An 18,885-nucleotide genomic window follows, 5' to 3' on the forward strand; every position below is an offset into this window, starting at 1 on the left:
ATTTTCGAGAGGACAGCGGGGACGTGCGCTGTCGTCTGTCTTTTTGCAACCACAACCCTAGTTTTTGCTCAATGTGACAGTTTGTTAAGCTAAGCCACGCGAAAATGGACAAAATTTAATGGCCTAACCAAATTCCTAAATGGGGCGATGCAAGTTAAAGTCGCGCTCATATTGCGTCGGCGGATTGTTTGAAAGCCGGGCGCCCTGAAGGAAGGTGTATTGATGGCTCGGACATTTCGGGTCCTGATATCGGTAGTCGTGATTGGCGCCGTGGCTTACGGCGCCTACGCGACGCGGGATCGCTGGCTTGGCGGTGCGGGGCGCCTGCTTGGCATTCAAGGCACGGCTGCGCCCGGCGAGCAGGCCCAGGGCGAACGCCGGAGTGGTCAGCGCCAGGGCGGCGGCGGACGGCGCGGCGGCCTCTCGCAGTTCAGCGGGCCTGTTCCTGTGTTGGCGGCGGATGCGACAAGCACCGACGTACCGGTCTATATCGACGGCGTTGGCTCGGTGAAGGCTCTGAACACGGTCACGGTGCGCGCGCAGGTCAACGGCAAGATCGTCGAAATCGATTTCGACGAAGGCCAGGACATCAAGAAGGGTGACGTGATCGCCCGCATCGACGATGCGGTCTACAAGGCCCAGCTCGACCAGGCGATCGCCAAGAAAGCGCAGGACGAAGCCCTGCTCGCCGGCGCCCAGCGCGATCTTGTCCGCTATCAGCTCATGGTCAAGAGCGCCTCCGGCACCCAGCAACAAGTGGATACGCAGCTATCCTTGGTCGCCCAATATACGGCACAGGTCCAGGTCGATCAGGCGACCATCGAAAGTGCGCAGGCGACGCTCGACTATACAACGATCAAGGCGCCGATCGACGGGCGCACCGGCATCCGCAATGTCGATATCGGCAATCTTGTCAGTTCCTCCGACACGACGGGCATCGTGACGCTATCGCAGATCCGGCCGATCTCCGTGCTCTTTTCCGTCCCACAGCAGCAGCTTGCTCGCGTCAACGCCGCAAGTGCCGCCGGCGCGCTTTCCGTTCAGGCGATGGCGAGCGACGGTCAGACGGTGGTCGATAACGGCACGCTGGCGGTGGTCGACAATCAGGTGGATCCAACGACCGGTACGGTCAGGCTGAAGGCCAATTTCCCCAACGACAAGCTGGCACTCTGGCCGGGCGCCTTCGTCAATGCCCGCCTGCTGGTCGAAACGCTGAAGGGTGTCACGGTCATTCCGACCGCTGCCGTGCAACGCGGACCGAACGGCACCTTCGTCTATATCATCAAGCAGGATCAGTCGGTCGCCATGAAGCCGGTGACGGTGCGCCAGCAGGATGATGTGCAGGCCGTCATCACCAATGGTGTGGCCGCAGGCGACAAGGTGGTGACGACCGGTTTTGCTCGTCTGCAGGATGGGTCGAAAGTGCAGATTTCCGCAAGTACTGCTCCGGCAGTGCCGGATGCAGCGAAACCTGATCCCAATGGGCAGCCTGTTGCCGGTGCCGCGACCCAGGCCGACGGAAATACAGCCAATGACGGGCAGCGGCCGCATCGCCAGCACAATGGCCAGGGCAGCGGTAATGGCGGTCATCGCAAACAAAACGCCGAGGGCGGCAATGCTGCCAATCCCGCTCCCAATGCGGATGGCGGTGCGGCCGCCTCCACCAATTCAACCGCCACGCCAGCGCCACAGCAATGAACGTCTCGTCGCTCTTCATCTCCCGGCCGGTCGCCACCTCGCTTCTTGGGGTGGCCGTCCTGCTGGGCGGTATTCTCGGCTTTCTCTTTCTGCCGGTCGCGCCGCTGCCGCAGGTGGATTTTCCGACGATCCAGGTGACGACGCAGCTTCCCGGAGCTGATCCCGATACGATGGCGGCACTGGTGACCGCGCCGCTGGAGCGGCCACTCGGCCAGATCCCGTCGCTGGCGTCGATGACCTCCTCGAGTGCCTTCGGCATCAGCCAGATCACCCTGCAATTCGATCTCGGCCGCGATATCGACGGCGCGGCGCAAGACGTGCAGGCGGCGATCAATGCCGCCGGCTCGACCTTGCCGCGCACATTGCCCTATCCGCCGACCTATTCGAAAGTAAACCCGGCCGATACGCCGATCCTAACGCTTGCGCTGCGCTCCGACAGCTATTCGATCCGCGAACTCAGCGATTTCGCAGACACCATGATGGCGCAGCGGCTGAGCGAAGTCACCGGCGTCGGCGACGTCAACATCCAGGGCGGCGTCAAGCCCGCAATCCGCATCCAGGCCGACCTGCCGCGTCTTGCCTCCTATGGGCTGGCGCTGGAGGATCTGCGCACGGCGATCACCAATGCCAGCGTTGCCGGTGCCAAGGGCGCTCTCGACGGCACGAACCAGAGCTTCACGCTGGCCGCCAACGACCAGATCGTCGATCCCGCCATCTACCGCTCCATCATCGTCGCCTATCGCAACAATGCGCCCGTGCAGCTGAAGGATGTCGCCACCGTCGTCGAGGGGTTGGAGAATACCCGCGTCGGCGCCTGGTATCAGGGCAAGCCTGCCGTCATCCTCGACATCATGCGCCAGCCGGGCGCCAACGTCATCCAGACGGTCGAGGGCGTGCTGAAGCAGATTCCGCGGCTGAAGCAGGCCCTGCCGGCCGGTATCTCGATCGACATCGTCAATGATCGCACCGAGACCATCCGTGCCTCGATCCATGATGTGCAATGGACGCTTGTCGTCAGCATCGGTCTCGTCATCCTCGTCGTTCTCCTGTTCCTGCGCACGGTAACGGCGACCTTCATCGCCGGTGTCGCCCTGCCGCTGTCGCTGATCGCGACCTTCGGCGTCATGTGGTTTGCCGGATTCAGCCTCGACAATCTCTCGCTGATGGCGCTCACCATCGGCACCGGCTTCGTCGTCGACGATGCCATCGTGATGATCGAGAACATTGCCCGCCACATCGAGGAGGGCGAGAACCCGATGCGGGCGGCGCTGAAGGGTGCCGGCGAAATCGGCTTCACCATCATCTCGCTGACCGTCTCGCTGGTTGCCGTCTTCATCCCGCTCTTGTTCATGACCGGCATCGTCGGGCGCATGTTCCGCGAATTCGCCTTGACGCTGACCATCGCCGTCGTGGTCTCGGCGGTGATTTCGCTGACGTTGACGCCGATGATGTGCGCCCGCATCCTGCGTAAGCCCAAGGAGCATCGCAGCGGTTTCCTGGCGGGAGCCGACCGCTTCATGGAGTGGCTGATCGAAGGCTATCGCCGCAGCCTCGTCTGGGCGGTCGACCGCAGTGCGCTGATGCTGATCATTACGATGGTAACGCTCGCCGCCACCGTCGCTCTCTATATCGTCATCCCCAAGGGCTTCCTGCCGCCGCAGGATACCGGCCTGATCACCGCCGTCATCGAGACGGAGCCGACCACCTCCTTCGAAGCCATGAAGCAGACGCAGGCGACGGTGGCCGACCGGCTACGCAAGGACCCTGATGTCTCGGGCGTCGTCTCGGTCATCGGCACCAGCGCCAGCAATCTGACGCTCAATACCGCCAACCTCAGTCTTGTGCTGAAGCCGAGGAACCAGCGCAGCGATTCTGCCGCTGACATCATCGACCGTATGCGCGGTGAAGTGGCCGACCTGCCCGGCATCCACGTCACCTTCCAGAGCGTGCGCGACATTTCGATCAGCACGCGTGCCAGCCGCGCGCCCTATCAATATACGCTGACCGCGACTGATACGGGGGCTGTGGTCGACTGGGCTGGGAAACTGGCGCAGCGGCTACAGCAAAGCCCGAAGTTGATCGACGTTTCCTCGGAAGTCGAGATGGGCGGCGGCCGTATCTTCGTCGATGTCGATCGTGAAACCGCCTCGCGTCTCGGCGTCTCGATGCAGGCTGTCAGTGATACGCTGAACGACGCCTTCGGTCAGCGGCAGATCGCCACGATCTATGGTCAGGCCAACCAGTATCGTGTCATCCTGGAAGCGGCGCCGCAATACCAAGCGGACCCGAAGTCGCTCGACAAGCTCTATGTCGCCGGTGCCAGCGACACGCAGGTGCCGCTCAATGCCTTCACCACGGCGACGTTTGCCACAGCGCCACTGGTCATCAGTCACGATGAGCAGTTTCCGGCCGTGACCATCAGCTTCGATCTCGCCAAGGGCGCTTCGCTCAGTGACGCCGTGGCCGAGGTCCAGACCGCCGAGCAGGATATCGGCATGCCTGATACCATCCAGCGCAGCTATTCCGGCGATGCCGAGGAATTTGCCTCGTCGCTGGCCGGGGAGCCCTGGCTGATCCTCGCGGCCGTCGTGACCATCTACATCGTTCTCGGCCTGCTCTATGAAAGTGCCGTGCATCCGATAACAATCCTCTCGACCCTGCCGTCGGCGGGTGTCGGCGCACTGCTGGCGCTGATGCTGTTCGGTCAGGACCTGTCGATCATCGCGCTGATCGGCATCGTTCTCCTGATGGGTATCGTCAAGAAGAATGCGATTATGATGATCGACTTTGCGCTCGAGGCCGAGCGCAAAGAGGGCCTGCCGCCGCGCGAAGCGATCCTGAAAGCCTCGATCCTGCGCTTCCGCCCGATCATGATGACGACGCTGGCGGCACTCTTCGGTGCACTGCCCCTGGCGTTGGCGCAAGGCACGGGAGCGGAGCTGCGCATCCCTCTCGGCATCACCATCATCGGTGGCCTGGTGCTGTCCCAGCTGCTGACGCTCTATACGACGCCGGTGATCTATCTCGCCTTCGAAAACCTGCGTGCCCGCATCGTCGGTCGGCCGACCGGCACGCCGGCTCCGGAGCTGGACGATGTTGTGGGTGGCGAGACATGAACCTCTCCGAGCCGTTCATCAAACGTCCCGTCGGCACGACGCTTCTGGCAATCGGGCTGGTGATCCTCGGCATCGTCGCCTATCGCTTCCTGCCGGTGGCAAGCCTGCCGACCGTCGACCTGCCGACGATCGTCGTTTCGGCCAGCCGTCCCGGCGCCGATCCCGCCAGCATGGCGGCGAGCGTGGCGGCACCGCTTGAACGGCATCTCGGCACCATCGCCGGCATCACGCAGCTGACCTCCGTCAGCTCGCTCGGGTCGAGCAGCATCGTCGCCCAGTTCGATCTGTCGCGCAGCGTCGACGGTGCGGCGCAGGACGTGCAGGCGGCGCTGAATGCGGCGGCGACCGACCTGCCCGGCGACCTGCCGACATTGCCCTCCTTCCGCAAGATCAATCCGGCCGCGGCTCCCGTCCTGATCCTGGCGCTGACCTCGGACACCGTGCCGGCAAGCGCGATCTATGATGCGGCTGATACCATCGCCGTGCAGCGCATCTCGCAAGTCGACGGCGTCGGTCAGGTGTCGGTCAGCGGCGCCGATCAGCCGGCCGTTCGCGTCAGGCTCGATCCTGACCGTCTCTCAGCCATGGGTCTGGCGCTGGACGATGTCCGCACGGCAATCGTCAATGCCAGTACGCTCGGGCCGGCCGGCTCGATCGACGGCAGCAGCGCCGCCTTCTCGATTTCCCTGAACAGCCAGTTGCGCACACCCGAGGCCTACGGCCGTCTCGTCGTGCGCAGCGGCGACGGTACGGCTGTTCGCCTCTCCGATATTGCCACGGTCGAGCCCGGCGTGCGCAACAGCCGCTCCGATGCCTGGTTCGATGGCAAGCCTGCCGTGCTGCTGAACATCACCAAGGAAGCGGACGCCAACGTCATCGCCACGGTCGATGGCGTCAAGACGCTGATCCCGGAGCTGCAACGGCTGATCCCGGCCGGTATCCACATTGCCGTTCTCTCCGACCGCACCACGACGATCCATGCCAGCGTCACCGACATGCAGTGGACGCTGGTGGCCACCATCTGCCTGGTCATGGCGGTGGTCTTCACGTTTCTTCGGCGCGCCACGCCCACTTTTGCGGCTGGTGTTACCGTGCCGTTGTCGCTGTGCGGCACCTTTGCCGCCATGTGGCTCTTCGGGTTGTCGATCGATAATCTGTCGCTGATGGCGCTCGCGGTCTCCGTCGGCTTCGTCGTCGACGATGCGATCGTGATGATCGAGAACATTTATGCCAATCTTGAGAGCGGCATGAAGCCGATGCGGGCGGCGCTCGAGGGTGCGAAGCAGATCGGCTTCACTGTGGTTTCGATCAGCCTGTCGCTGCTCGCCGCTTTCATTCCGCTCTTCTTCATGGGCGGCATCGTCGGTCGGTTCTTCCAGACCTTCTCGCTGACGCTCGGTTTCACCATCGTCGTTTCCACCCTGGTATCGCTGACGCTGACGCCGATGATCTGCGGCCATCGCCTGCGCTCTCATGACATGGAAGCCCAACCGGGCCTGTTTGCCCGGATTGTCGAGGGGACGCTCGGCGCGGTTACCAATTTCTATGGCCGGACGCTGAAGGCGGTGTTGCATCACCGCGTGCTTTCCGTCCTCGTCATTTTCGCCTGTGTTGTGATGTCCGCCTATCTCTACGTCAAGGTGCCGAAGGGTTTCATCCCACAGGACGATACCGGCTTCATTCAGGGCGGCACGCAGGCGGCGACCGATATCTCCTATCCTGCCATGGTCAAATTGCAGTTGCAGGCCGCCGATCTTGTCGGCAAGGACCCGGCCGTCTCCGGTGTCGGCTCCTCCGTCGGTGGCGGCGGGTTTTCCAGCTCGGTCAATCGCGGGCAGCTGTTCATTTCGCTGAAGCCGGAATCGGAGCGCGGATCGACCGCCGAGGTGATCGATCGGCTGCGCAAGCAGCTGATGGCCATTCCGGGCCTCAGCACATTCCTGTTTTCACCTGGCGACATCCGCGCCGGCGCGCGTCAATCGCAGTCACAATATCAATTCACAATCTGGGGCGCGAATTACGATGAACTGGTGGAATGGGCGCCGAAAGTGCTCGAACGGCTGCAGGCGCTGCCGGAATTGACCGATGTGGCCACCGACCGGCAGCCGAACGGTCTGCAGGCGACGGTCAACATCGATCGCAGCGAAGCCTCGCGGCTGGGGGTCAGCATCCAGTCGATCGATGCGGCACTCAACAATGCCTTCGCGCAGCGGCAGGTTTCGACGATCTACACCCAGCGCAACCAGTATCGTGTCGTGCTGGAGGCCAATCCCGACTACGCGCGCGATCCTCACGATATCTCCAAGCTCTATGTCCCGGCGTCCGGCGGCATCCAGGTTCCGCTCAGTGCTGTCGCCTCGATCCAGCGGACGCTGGCGCCGCTGGTGGTCAATCACCAGGGGCAATATCCCTCCGTGACGATCTCCTACAATCTGGCGCTCAACGGCGTGCTGCAAGTGGCGAATGATGCCATTCAGAAGGCGGTGCTGGAGATGCATCTGCCCGACGAACTGCATGCGGATTTTGCCGGCGATGCCGCCAGCGTCACGCAGTCCTCGGGCAGCCAGCCGCTACTGCTGCTGGCGGCGCTGCTGACGGTCTATATCGTCCTCGGCATTCTCTACGAGAGCCTGGCGCATCCGCTGACGATCATTTCGACGCTACCGTCTGCCGGTCTCGGCGCGCTGCTGGCGCTGGTCATCAGCGGCACTGAGCTGACGATCATCGCCTTCATCGGCATCATCCTGCTGATCGGCCTCGTCAAGAAGAACGGCATCATGATGGTGGATTTTGCGTTGCAGGGCGAGCGCAAGCTCGGCCTGCCCTCCGAGGAGGCGATCTACCAGGCCTGCCTCAAACGCTTCCGCCCGATCCTGATGACGACGCTTGCAGCACTCATGGGCGCCATCCCGCTGATCATCGCCACAGGCCCGGGGGCGGAACTGCGCCGTCCCCTGGGGATCACCATCGTCGGCGGCCTGGTCGTCTCGCAGATCCTGACGCTTTATACGACGCCGATCATCTATCTGATGCTTGCCAAGCTCCACAGCCGGTGGTCGGCGAAGCAGGAGCCGGCACCGCCGGTCATTTCCTCATCGATCTGAACCGGCTATGGACAGCAGCTTGATCTGCCAGCTTTGGTAATCCCCTGAGCGTGCATATGTTGCTGTCTGATGATCGTCCATATCCAGGCCAAAACACCGCAGGCTACGGTGATATCGCCGTAGCCTGCGGTGTTTTTACGATGTTTGGAACCTGGCGGACTATCGTCCGTCGGGGCAGCGCGTCAAGCTTGCGTGGCCTCCGGCGTTGTCGCGCCTGTCGCCTGCGCCTTGCCCTTGAAGATGCGGCGCACTGAGACGAAGAGCAGCGGGATGAAGAAGACGCCGAGCACGGTCGCCGAGATCATGCCGCCCATGACGCCGATGCCGATCGAGTTCTGGCTGCCCGAGCCCGCACCATTGGCGATCGCCAGCGGCATGACGCCGAGGATGAAGGCGAGCGAGGTCATCAGGATCGGCCGCAGACGCTGCCTCGATGCCTCCAGCGTCGCGTCGATCAGGTTCTTGCCGCTGTTCTGCTGCTCGATGGCGAACTCGACGATCAGGATGGCGTTCTTGGCCGCCAGTCCTATGGTCGTCAGCAGGCCGACCTTGAAGTAGACGTCGTTCGACTGGCCGAAGATGGTCGCGGCCAACAGCGCACCGAAGATGCCGATCGGCACCGACAGCATGACGGCAAGGGGGATCGACCAGCTTTCGTAGAGAGCGGCGAGCGCCAGGAAGACGACGAGGATCGAGATGGCATAGAGCTGGCTTGCCTGATTGCCGGAGAGCTTTTCCTGGGCCGACAGGCTGGTCCATTCATGGCTGAAGCCGGGGGGCAGGGTCGCCATGATTTGGTCGATCTCGTTCATGGCATCGCCGGAGGAGACGCCGGGAGCGGCAGCCCCCTGAATTTCGACGGCAGACGAGCCGTTATAGCGTTCCAGACGCGGCGAGCCATAGGTCCATTCGCCGCTGGAGAAGGCCGAGAAGGGCACCATGTCGCCACCGGAGTTGCGGATATACCAGCGGCCGAAATCCTCCGGCTGCATGCGGAAATCCTGATAGGCCTGGACGTAGACAGGCTTGACGCGGCCGCGATCGATGAAATCGTTGACGTAGGTGCCGCCCCAGGCGGTTGACAGCGTGGAGTCGATATCCGCCAGGCTGATATTCAGCGCGCTCGCCTTTTCCTGATCGATATTGACCGAATATTGCGGTGTATCCTCCTGACCGTTCGGGCGGGTGCCGAACAGTTTCTGGCTCTTTGCGGCAGCGCCCAGCAACTGGTTGCGGGCGGCGATCAGGCTGGCGTGGCCGGCGCCGTTGATGTCCTTGATGAAGAAGTCGAAACCACTCGAACTACCGAAGCCGGGAATGGCCGGTGGTGCCAGCGCGAAGACGCTGCCATCCTTGATCTTGGAGAAGGCGCCCATGGCGCGGCCGGCGATCGCCTGCGCCTTCGATTGCGGGGTTGAACGCTCGGCGAAATCCTTCAGCCGGACGAAAACGATACCGACATTCTGGCCCTGGCCGCTGAAGCCGAAGCCGGCGACGGCGAATGCGCCTTCGACATAGTCCTTCTCGTTGTTGAGGTAATAGTCCTTCACCTGATTGAGCACAGCCCATGTCCGGGAATCCGCAGCGCCTGGAGGGAGCTGGATCGCAGTCAACAGGATGCCCTGGTCTTCATCCGGCAGGAACGAACTCGGCAGGCGGTTGAACAGGTAAGCGACGGCGCCGCCGATCAATACGAAGATCAGCAGGAAGACGGCACTCCAGCGTATCATGCCGTGAATGCTGCTCTGATAACGAAGCGTCGCACGTTCGAAATTGCGGTTGAACCAGCCGAAGGCACCGCGTTGCTTCGATCCATGCTCCGGCGCCTTCAAAATGGTGGCGCAGAGTGCCGGCGTCAGGATCAATGCGACGATGACCGACAGGATCATCGCCGAGACGATCGTCACCGAGAACTGCCGATAGATGACGCCGACGGAGCCGGAGAAAAAGGCCATCGGAATGAACACGGCCGAGAGCACCGTCGCGATGCCGATCAGAGCACCGGTGATTTCCTGCATCGACTTGATCGTCGCCTCGCGCGGCGAAAGCCCCTCTTCCTCCATCACGCGCTCGACGTTTTCGACGACAACGATGGCATCGTCCACCAACAGGCCGATCGCCAGCACCATGCCGAACATGGTGAGGGTATTGATCGAATAGCCGAACAGCGACAGTACACCGAAGGTGCCGAGCAGCACGACCGGGACGGCAAGCGTCGGGATCAAGGTGGCGCGGATGTTCTGCAGGAAGACGAACATGACGATGAAGACGAGCACGATGGCTTCGAACAGCGTCTTGACCACATCCTCGATCGACAGCTTGACGAAGGGCGTTGTGTCATAGGGATAGACGATTTCGACGTTCGGCGGCAGCGTCTGCCTTACGCTGTCGATGGTCGACCGCACCGCCTCTGCCGTATTGATGGCGTTGGCGCCGGAGGCGAGCATAACGGCGAGACCGGCCGAAGGGTGGCCGTTATAGGTGCTCGAGGTGGTATAGGACGAGGCGCCAAGCTCGACGGTCGCGACATCATTGAGGCGTACCAGCGAGCCATCGGACAGGCTCTTCAGGATAATGTTGTTGAACTGCTCCGGCGTCTGCAGGCGGCTCTTGGCCGTCACTGTTGCATTGAGCTGTTGGCCCTTGCGTTGTGGTAGGGCGCCAAGCTGACCGGCGGAAACCTGCGAGTTCTGCGCCTGGATCGCGGTGGTGACGTCGCTCACCATCAGCTGGTATTTGGCGAGCTTGTCCGGATCGACCCAGACGCGCATGGCATAGCCGGCGCCGAAGATCTGGGTGTTGCCCACACCTTCGATACGCTTCAGCGTGTCATTGAGCGTACTGGACACATAGTCGGCAAGGTCGTTGGAGTTCAGCTTGCCGTCGGTGGAGACGAAGCCGACGACCATCAGGAAGTTCGCTGTCGACTTTGAAACGACGATACCCGTCGTCTGCACCGTTTGCGGCAATTGCGCGGTGACGAGCTGCAGCTTGTTCTGCACCTGCATCTGCGCGACGTCGGGATCGGCCTTGTTGGTGAAGGTCAGCGAGATCGACGCAGATCCTGTCGAGGTCGAGGTTGACGTCATATAGTCGAGATTGTCGATACCGGTCATGCCTTGCTCGATGACCTTGGTCACCGAGTTCTCAACGGTCGCGGCATCGGCGCCGGAATAGGTTGCGTTGATGCTCACCGTGGTCGGGGCGATCTGCGGATATTGCGAGATCGACAGCGTCAGGATCGACAGCGCGCCCGCAAGCATGATGACGATGGCAATGACCCAGGCAAAGATCGGCCGGTCGATGAAAAAACGCGACATCGCTTACCTCACTTCTGGGCGCCGGATCCGGCTTTGGTATCGGTCTTTTCCAGCTCGGCCTGCTCGGCGGGCTTGCTGTCGGCGGCGGCCTGCTTCACCTCGCCGGTCGCGTCATCGATGGTCACGGCGGTGGCGTTGACATCCTGGCCGTCGCGGACGCGCTGGCCGCCTTCGACGATGACACGATCACCGTCGGTCATGCCCTCGTTCACCAGCCAGCTATTGCCGATGCTCCGCTGCACTTTCAGCACCCGCTGCTGCACCTTGTTCTCGGCAGTCACGAACATCGCTATCGGTTCGCCTTTGGTGTTGCGAGTGACGGCACGCTGCGGCAGGAGGAAGCTGTTTTCGGCGACGCCCTCCTGGATGGTGGCGCGAACATACATGCCGGGCAACAATATGCGGTCCGGATTGGGGAAGACGGCGCGTACGGTGATGGTGCCGACGGTTTCGGCGACCGCGGCCTCCGCAAATTCGAGCTTGCCGGTTTCCTTGTATTGGGAACCGTCTTCCAGCGTCAGATGGACGGAAACGTTGTCACCGCTGGTCTTCAACCGCCCGTCGGCAATGGCGCGGCGGAATTCGAGCAGGTTGGTGCTCGACTGCGTGACATCGACATTGATCGGGTCGAGCTGGCGGATGGTGGTGAGCGCCGTCGTCTGGTCGGCGGTGACGAGGGCGCCGACGGTGACCGCCGAGGCGTCGACACGGCCGCCGATCGGTGCGCGCATCTTGGTGTAGTCGAGATTGATGCGTGCGGTCTCCAGGGCTGCCTTCGCCGATGCGACATCGGCGTTCGCCTGGGCCAGGGTGGACAGCGCATCGTCGAGATTCTGCTTGCTGACCGCGTCCTGCGCCGTCAGGCTCTTGTAGCGGTCGACCTTCGACTGGGCGCTCGGCACGGCGCCCTGCGCCTTCTGCAAGGCCGCAACGGCGCTGTCATAGGATGCCTGATAGGAGGCCGGGTCGATTTCGTAGAGCACGTCGCCGGCGGTAACCTCGCTGCCTTCCTTGAAGTTGCGGCTGCGAATGATGCCGCCGACCTGCGGCCTGACTTCGGCGATCAGATAGGCGCTTGTGCGGCCGGGCAGTTCGGCGGTGATCGCCACGGATTGAGGGTGCAGCGTCATGGCGCTGACCTCGGTCTTGATGGCGGGCGCGCTACCCTGCGCAGCCTTCTGCTCGTTGCAGCCGGCCAGCAGCATCGTGGCGGCGGCCCCTGCGACGAGGAGCGAGATCCGGGCAGCCGGAAAACGTCCGCTTCGCGCCGGACGTGCGGATACAGGGGTAGAAGAGACGAGCTTTCCCACGTTGCTATTTCCCATTGCCTTATTTACAGTACCAATTAGTACAGAAAATATTTGTACCACCGTAAATGTCAATCTCATTTGGCTTTTTTAGGTTAAGATGGAAGTGCGGATGAAAGCAAGAGCGGGCGATGCGGAGCAGGCCGCTGCTCCTCGCAAACGCGGTCGCCCGAAAACGGTGAGCGACGACGCAAGGCGGGCGGAGATCATCGCGGCGGCCCGTGCGACGTTTCATGAGCTCGGTTACGGTGGCACGACCACGGATCTCGTGGCCGCACGATGCAAGATTTCGAAGCAGACCCTGTACCGATTGTTTTCGAGCAAGACAGAGCTTTTCATGGCGCTCATGGCCGAGCATCGCGCCTCGATGCTGGCCCTGCCACGCGACCCCAAGGAAAATCTGCCGCTCACCGAAGCGCTCGAACAGATTTTCATGATCGATATCGATGAAGCGGCAGAGCGTGACCGCGAGGCCTTCATTCATTTCGTCATGAGCGAGGCGCAGCGATTTCCCGAGATCGCGGCGCTGCTGCGCACGCAGGGAGCCGAGCAGACACGACAGTTGCTGGTCGACTGGCTCGATTTGCAGCAGCAGCGCGGTTTGATCGAAATTGCCGATGCCGGAAGTGGTGCGCGCATGCTGATGAACATGATCTTCGGCGCGATGATAACACTTCCCGGCAAGACGAACGATTGGCCGGACCGCGAAACCCGCCTGCGGCATCTGCGGCAATGCATTGCGATCTTCGTGGCGGGCGTCCAGCCGCGTCGGTGCAACTGACTGGTAAAACAGCAATGCCGGCAGGGTTCAGGACCATGCCGGCATTGTTTCTGTCTCCGCCCCCGAAGACAGAATATTCGAGCGATAACGCTTAATGCGCAACGGCCATGTTCGCCTTCTCCGCGCCCTCTTCAAAAAGCGGCATTGGCAGGCCATTTGCATACATTTCCTGCAACACGGCTCCGAGCGCGAGATCCAGGCACCAGACCGGAAACTCGGCCTCCAGGCTCTTGGCGCTTTGACGCGCATAGGTGATCAGCCGTGCGATGGATGCCAACTCTTTCAGCGAGTCGGAATCGTGAGCTGCCATTTCGATAGGAAGTATTGCTGTCATTTTACGCCCCTTTTGCCCCCTGTTTCTAGCGGACGCGATACCCGTCGCCGGAAACATGAGGAGACCCTAGCGTATGTCCGGGGCCTTGGCGCGTGACATACAGCGTGACACGAGGCGAGATTGCGCGGGGAATTTACAATGCAATTTCAAGGTGGTGAAAGGCGGAATGCCACAAACTATTGGCCTGAAAGGTCCAGTCGCGCGGTGGTTGCCGGCACTCGTCGGGGCAGTCGGCAAGCGCACTCAGCAATTGCAGTGCATCGATGCGCTTCTGGTTGACCGCATTGGCGCGCAGCAGATCGGCAATTGCCGGCCGTCGCGCCGGGTCCGGCAGGGCGGCCGACGCGGTCATCGAGCGATAGGTGAGCGACTTGAAGAACATGGTCTCGGCGCAAGCCTGGAGGGCTGCCCGCTCCGGCTCGCTGATTGCGCCGGTCTCGACAAGCACTTGCAATGTTGCCTGCACATTGACGAGCGGCTCGCTGAGTGCGCGGTATCCGAGCTCGGCGGGCGCATGGATCTGCGCCACGGCGGAATCATCGGCAAGCACCCCGCAGGCATAGGCCTCGAAGATGCAGCCGATGCCGACCATGCCGAAGGCGGCGCATTCCGCGGCGCGCAGCGCTCCCATGCTGGCGGCGCCATAGACGTGAACGCCTTTCGACAGGGCAAACAGGATTTCCTTGTGCCACACGGGCGCGACATTCTCGAAAAATCCATCGATCAAGCCGATAGCATTGGCGCCGTCTTCGACGGCTTTGACGATATCGCCCTTTTGCGCTGGCGGGCGCAGCGCAATACCGGGATCGATGATCTCCGCGGCATCGGGAAGCGTCGGGCCGACAAACAGGATCTTCATAGCAGTTGCAACGTCTTCGAGATGGCGCGGTAGCCGAAGCGGCGCTTGCGGTCCCCGGCCGGATTTTCCAGTTGAGGCACAACGAGTTTGGCGACGGCAAAGGGAAGCGAGGGGTCGCCAAGCGAAACCGCGATCGCGGAGTTTATGCCTGCTTTGTGCACCCTTTCCAAGGTCAGGTGCAGCAGGGCTTCAGCGCCATGCGCCAAGGCTTCGTCCGGTCTTGCCACCGGCTTTGCCACTGCATCGAAGCAACGGCGGATGCTTTCCGGCAATTTGCGAGTAAAATCATCCGGATGAATATCGTCCCGGGCGCCGCTGATGAAAGTGAGGCGCGATTGCGCCGCCTCAGTGACAGCGCGGATCGCCGCCCGCACCGACGATGGATGGGCGCCGCAACCCATAGTCACATCGAGATAACGGACATACTTTGCCCGGCTTATTTCGACCGGGCCGAGAAAGGCGGCAAAGGCCGGTATTTCAACATTGCTCGTCATGTCGAACAGCTTGAGCGTCAGATCGGCGCCTGCGATCTTTCGGAGCAATTCGTTCAACAACGGATCTGCCAGCGAAGCGGGCTCAATGCAGGTGTCCATGCGCAGGGCGGGCTCGGAAACATCCCACAGTTCCTTGGCGTCCCGCTCGATGCGTTCAAGCAGGCCGTGCAGGATCGCCTCGGTCAGCATATTGCCGGAAGCGAGGCCGTCGGAGGACTGCCAGAAGCGCGGGTTGCGACAGGTTCGGTCGAGCGTGACGGCGCCGAAGGGAATCCAGACGTTTCGATCGGCGATGAGATCGTGACCCTCAACCCAGGCAATTTCTTCGTCATCGGCAATGTCGGCTTGGCCGCTGGCGATGAGAGACGGAAGCGGATCGGCATGCTGTCCTTTGGCCAAGAGTTCCTGCCGCCTGGCAGAGACTGTCTTGACCGCAGGAGCGCCGGCGACCGTTCGTTCCAGCGCCTCCATGGCCGCGGAAACTTTGGCGTCGAGATCGGTAATGCCCTTGCCGTTGTTGATGACGATTGACCTGGCGTTGGGACTGACAGCTTGCCAGACCGGAATACCGATTCGGTCAAGAGCCGTCAGCCGGCCAAGGCGGGTAACGCCGTGGCCGGCAAGACAGGGCTCGATGCGCCGGAACGTTTCTTCGGCTGCACAGACGCGATCCGAATAATGCGAGGTGGCCGCAAAATCCTGCCCGCCGGAATTCCGCGCCAGGAATTCGGCAGGAAACCGGGACGGGTCTGCCGTCACAGGAAGGTCAGCCGTCGAACAGGCCGCTTGCAGCCTTCTCGGCGCTGCCAACAGCAACGGCCAGATTGACGCCCTTGACGATGGTTGCCCCAGCATTGCGCAACTGATCGGCGGTGCCGAGCGTGCCGCCCGCCTGTGGCGACAGCGGTGTGACGGTACCGGCCTTGAGGTCGGCGAGGTAAAGCTGCGGATCGCCCGGGATGCCTATCACAACAACATTTGCCATTTCTAAATCTCCATTTTGATTGATAATTAAGAATGAGCTGAGGAAAATGTGAATTAGTTCTTATCGGTGCTTAACTAAAGCCCGCGCGTCGCAACCCCTCCCTATAGTGTTCCTTTTGCCATTGCTCACGCATGGGCACAATAGAGAGCCATTTGTCGACCTCGAAATCCGGATAGGTTTCCCGGACCTTATGCACGAGGCGTTTCGCCTTGCGCGTGTCGCCGGCCATGGCGGCCACGGCAGCGGCCAGCCGCGCCGCCGGCGCAGGATCAGACATGCGGTCAATATAGGACGTGGCCTGCTCATATTGTTCCAAAAAGAAGTTGGCACCGGCGGCCGCCCAGTAGTAGACGTCCGGACACAAGGGGTTGAGCTTGATGGCACGCTCAATCTTCTCCAGACCCTTGGCCGGCTGGGCGGCGTGAACCAGCGCATCCGCATAATCGATGATGACATCAGCATAGTGCGGGCTGATGGTCTCGGCGAGTTCGAAGGCGCTGAGGCTTTCGTCGAAATCGCCCTGGTAAAGCTTCGCTGCACCGAATTCGCGGTAGCCGTTGGCGAGATCCTGGCCTGCGGCGATCGCTTTCCCGGCCTCCTCCTCGACGCGCTTCAACAGATTCATATCGCCACGCGCGGTCAACACCCATTCGAGATGAAAGGTACGGGCCATGCCGCTAAGCGCTGGCGAGAAATAGGGATTTTCCTTCAGTGCCGTTTGAAAGGCCTTGCGGGCGCGGCGGATGTCCGGCAGATCGAGACTTTTCAGATATCGCTGGCCGAGCAGATACTGATGGTAGGCTTCCGGATTGCGCTCGAAATAATCCCGTGAGAATTCGTTGCGCTCGATATGGCTGGCGGCCGTCCCGACGATGCGCTGGGCGATTTCCCGGTGCTGGCGCGGCAGGGCATGGGCATCCATGCTGAAGCGTTCGGCCCAGACCACTTCGTCATTGCCGACGTAGATCAATTGAGCAAACAGGCCATAGGCATCGCCATCAAGGCTGAGCTTGGTGTCCAGCATGTAGCTGATGCCATACTTCTCCAGAGTCGCGATCCGGTCGGTGTCGAGTGCGATCTTCTCAGCTGTGTAGGGCGCCACCATTGTCACGGTCTTCAGTACGCAAAGACCAACCGTGATATCTTCCATAAGCGCGGAAGCAAGGACGACGGCCGTCCGGTGGCCTCGCGCTAGGTTTACTGGCGGAAGCAGAACGAGTTTCGGTGGTCCGCGGGGTACGGGCGGAACGATTTCCAACAATGGACCCGCATCCCCTCGAAGCTGAGGCGCGACGCTGCGCTGGCGTTCGAACAGTCGCCGCGCGACGCTGAGCGTCTGCGGGTCGGGATCGACTGGCAATTCGCCCCAACGATATTTTCTGCGGCTCTCGAAAATCTGGCGGGCGTTATCGAGTTGGGGTTCGCCAGCATAGGTGTCTGCCAGTATCTGGTAGACCGCCTCATCTTCGGGATAGGTCTCGAACAACCGCAGCGCTGCCTCTTTGACGATGGTCGGGTCTGTATCCTTGCTCATGGCTGCAATGGCACCGCGGAGCGCCGTCAGCATCTGTGTCTTGACGTGATCCCGCTGCGTGCGCAGCCACATGCGCGCGAGGCCGCCGATGACTTCGGTGCGGGCGAGAAAATCCCAGCGGCCGAGTTGCAGCAATTCCTCCAGCGCGGCATGGGGCGCGCTTTGCGAGACGGCGCTCAGGAGGGAGAGATCGCTGGTGAATGCGCCGATATTCACACTCACGGTCGCCTGCTCGATCAGCAGCAGCTCGATCCCGAGCTCGTCCTGACGGTTTTTGACGCGCGATAGCGTCTGCCGCAGATTGGCAAGCGCCTTGTCCAGGGGAATGTCGCCCCAGAGGAATTCAGCAAGTTCCGTGCGGGATTTGTGCGGCGAGGAACCTGTCAACAGAAAGCAGGCCGATAGCAGGCCTTTTTCCGGAAAAGAAGCGGTTGAACCTGTACCGTCGACTAGACGCAGATCTCCGAATGTCAGTAGCTTGAAGTTCATGCATCCCCAACTGCGTCCGGCAAAATTCCGGCATCGCAAGCGCCATGCCGGTATTGCCTGCAATCATCTTCACGGTCGGCGATTGCGGGCGGTCACCCACGATCGAGAATCCTACATTACGATGAGTGCAACTCTATCGCAATCACCTACGTATCCTGCTTTCAGGTTGAAAAACCCGCAAGCAGACAAGGTGATCCGGATAGAAAACTGGAGCTATCCCTCAGCGTTTAAGCGAATACGGGGTGCTCCAGTGTCGTTTCGATTGCGTATGTCGCAATCGCGGTCCGTGCCTCACCGTTGGGGCAGGTGAGGCGCAGCGCTTAGTTCCGCAGGCCGAATTGAACCTCTGCTGCCGGCGGCGCACGCACAATTGTCGGCTCGGCGGTGTTGGCCAGCGACTTGATGAGCATCAGCACGGATTGGCGGACGCTCGGATCGTTGATTTTCATGAAGGCTTTGTTGAGGCTCAGGCCTTCCTTGGAGGTCAGGAAGTCGGAGAGATCCTCGAGACCGCTGATGGCGCCGAGGCCGTCCGTCGCCAGCGGTTGCGAATTGTCTTGCTGGAAGAAGAAGGCGACTGGCACCGCCAGAACGCTCGCAATCGCCTGCAGCCGGCTGGCGCCGATGCGATTGGTGCCTTTCTCGTATTTTTGTACCTGCTGAAACGTGACGCCGATCTGATCGGCAAGTCGTTCCTGGCTCATGCCGAGCATAAGCCGGCGCATTCGCACGCGTGAACCGACATAGGCGTCAATCGGATTTGGTACTTTTGCACTCACTGTATAATCTCCTCATGTGAACGGGGACCCAGCGGACGCACCTTGCAGATGCCCGGGGAAAGGCAAGGAACATGCCCCAGTCTGC

12 protein-coding genes are annotated in these 18,885 nt (G+C 61.5%); 4 read left to right on the top strand and 8 right to left on the bottom strand.

Annotated features, from left to right (window positions below; all coding sequences use genetic code 11):
- The first annotated feature begins 222 nt into the window (after positions 1 to 222).
- The 3 genes from RRH01S_RS10305 to RRH01S_RS10315 are packed head-to-tail and all read left to right on the top strand — an operon-like array spanning position 223 to position 7,918.
- Positions 223 to 1,698 carry an efflux RND transporter periplasmic adaptor subunit gene (locus RRH01S_RS10305; RefSeq protein WP_042471489.1) on the top strand — a complete coding sequence of 492 codons (1,476 nt, stop codon included), beginning with the start codon at positions 223 to 225 and terminating at the stop codon, positions 1,696 to 1,698.
- Positions 1,695 to 4,814, top strand: a complete 3,120-nt coding sequence (locus RRH01S_RS10310; RefSeq protein WP_042471493.1) for an efflux RND transporter permease subunit — start codon at positions 1,695 to 1,697, stop codon at positions 4,812 to 4,814. Before RRH01S_RS10305 ends, RRH01S_RS10310 begins: the two co-directional genes overlap by 4 nt.
- Positions 4,811 to 7,918 carry an efflux RND transporter permease subunit gene (locus tag RRH01S_RS10315; protein ID WP_042471496.1) on the top strand — a complete coding sequence of 1,036 codons (3,108 nt, stop codon included), beginning with the start codon at positions 4,811 to 4,813 and terminating at the stop codon, positions 7,916 to 7,918. Before RRH01S_RS10310 ends, RRH01S_RS10315 begins: the two co-directional genes overlap by 4 nt.
- Positions 7,919 to 8,100: 182 nt before the next feature.
- On the opposite strand, the gene RRH01S_RS10320 is transcribed toward RRH01S_RS10315, so the two are convergent.
- On the bottom strand, positions 8,101 to 11,238 hold the full coding sequence (locus RRH01S_RS10320; protein ID WP_042471499.1) for an efflux RND transporter permease subunit: 3,138 nt from the start codon (positions 11,236 to 11,238) through the stop codon (positions 8,101 to 8,103).
- Between the two features lie 8 nt (positions 11,239 to 11,246).
- Positions 11,247 to 12,548 (bottom strand): efflux RND transporter periplasmic adaptor subunit, encoded by a 1,302-nt coding sequence (locus RRH01S_RS10325; protein WP_131597834.1) that lies wholly within the window; start codon positions 12,546 to 12,548, stop codon positions 11,247 to 11,249.
- 97 nt (positions 12,549 to 12,645) lie between these two features.
- Here RRH01S_RS10325 and RRH01S_RS10330 point away from each other — a divergent pair, with 97 nt between their 5' ends.
- A complete protein-coding gene (locus RRH01S_RS10330) occupies positions 12,646 to 13,326 on the top strand; it encodes a TetR/AcrR family transcriptional regulator (RefSeq protein ID WP_007694419.1) in 681 nt (226 codons plus the stop codon).
- 91 nt (positions 13,327 to 13,417) lie between these two features.
- On the opposite strand, the gene RRH01S_RS10335 is transcribed toward RRH01S_RS10330, so the two are convergent.
- From RRH01S_RS10335 to RRH01S_RS10360, 6 genes are all read right to left on the bottom strand, one after another.
- Positions 13,418 to 13,660, bottom strand: coding sequence for a hypothetical protein (locus RRH01S_RS10335; RefSeq protein ID WP_007694417.1), 243 nt, complete (start codon positions 13,658 to 13,660; stop codon positions 13,418 to 13,420).
- 133 nt (positions 13,661 to 13,793) lie between these two features.
- Positions 13,794 to 14,519 (bottom strand): TfuA-like protein, encoded by a 726-nt coding sequence (locus tag RRH01S_RS10340; protein ID WP_042471507.1) that lies wholly within the window; start codon positions 14,517 to 14,519, stop codon positions 13,794 to 13,796.
- A complete protein-coding gene (locus RRH01S_RS10345; protein WP_042471802.1) occupies positions 14,516 to 15,736 on the bottom strand; it encodes a YcaO-like family protein in 1,221 nt (406 codons plus the stop codon). Before RRH01S_RS10345 ends, RRH01S_RS10340 begins: the two co-directional genes overlap by 4 nt.
- A gap of 43 nt (positions 15,737 to 15,779) precedes the next feature.
- Complete coding sequence (locus tag RRH01S_RS10350) at positions 15,780 to 15,998, bottom strand: hypothetical protein (RefSeq protein WP_042471509.1); 219 nt, start codon at positions 15,996 to 15,998, stop codon at positions 15,780 to 15,782.
- A 70-nt stretch (positions 15,999 to 16,068) separates the two neighbouring features.
- Positions 16,069 to 18,021, bottom strand: a complete 1,953-nt coding sequence (locus tag RRH01S_RS10355; protein WP_042471511.1) for an AfsR/SARP family transcriptional regulator — start codon at positions 18,019 to 18,021, stop codon at positions 16,069 to 16,071.
- Positions 18,022 to 18,341: 320 nt separating this feature from the next.
- A complete protein-coding gene (locus RRH01S_RS10360) occupies positions 18,342 to 18,800 on the bottom strand; it encodes a helix-turn-helix domain-containing protein (RefSeq protein WP_042471514.1) in 459 nt (152 codons plus the stop codon).
- Between the last annotated feature and the right edge of the window lie 85 nt (positions 18,801 to 18,885).

Source organism: Rhizobium rhizogenes NBRC 13257 (genome assembly GCF_000696095.1).
In the GTDB taxonomy this organism is placed as follows: domain Bacteria; phylum Pseudomonadota; class Alphaproteobacteria; order Rhizobiales; family Rhizobiaceae; genus Rhizobium; species Rhizobium rhizogenes.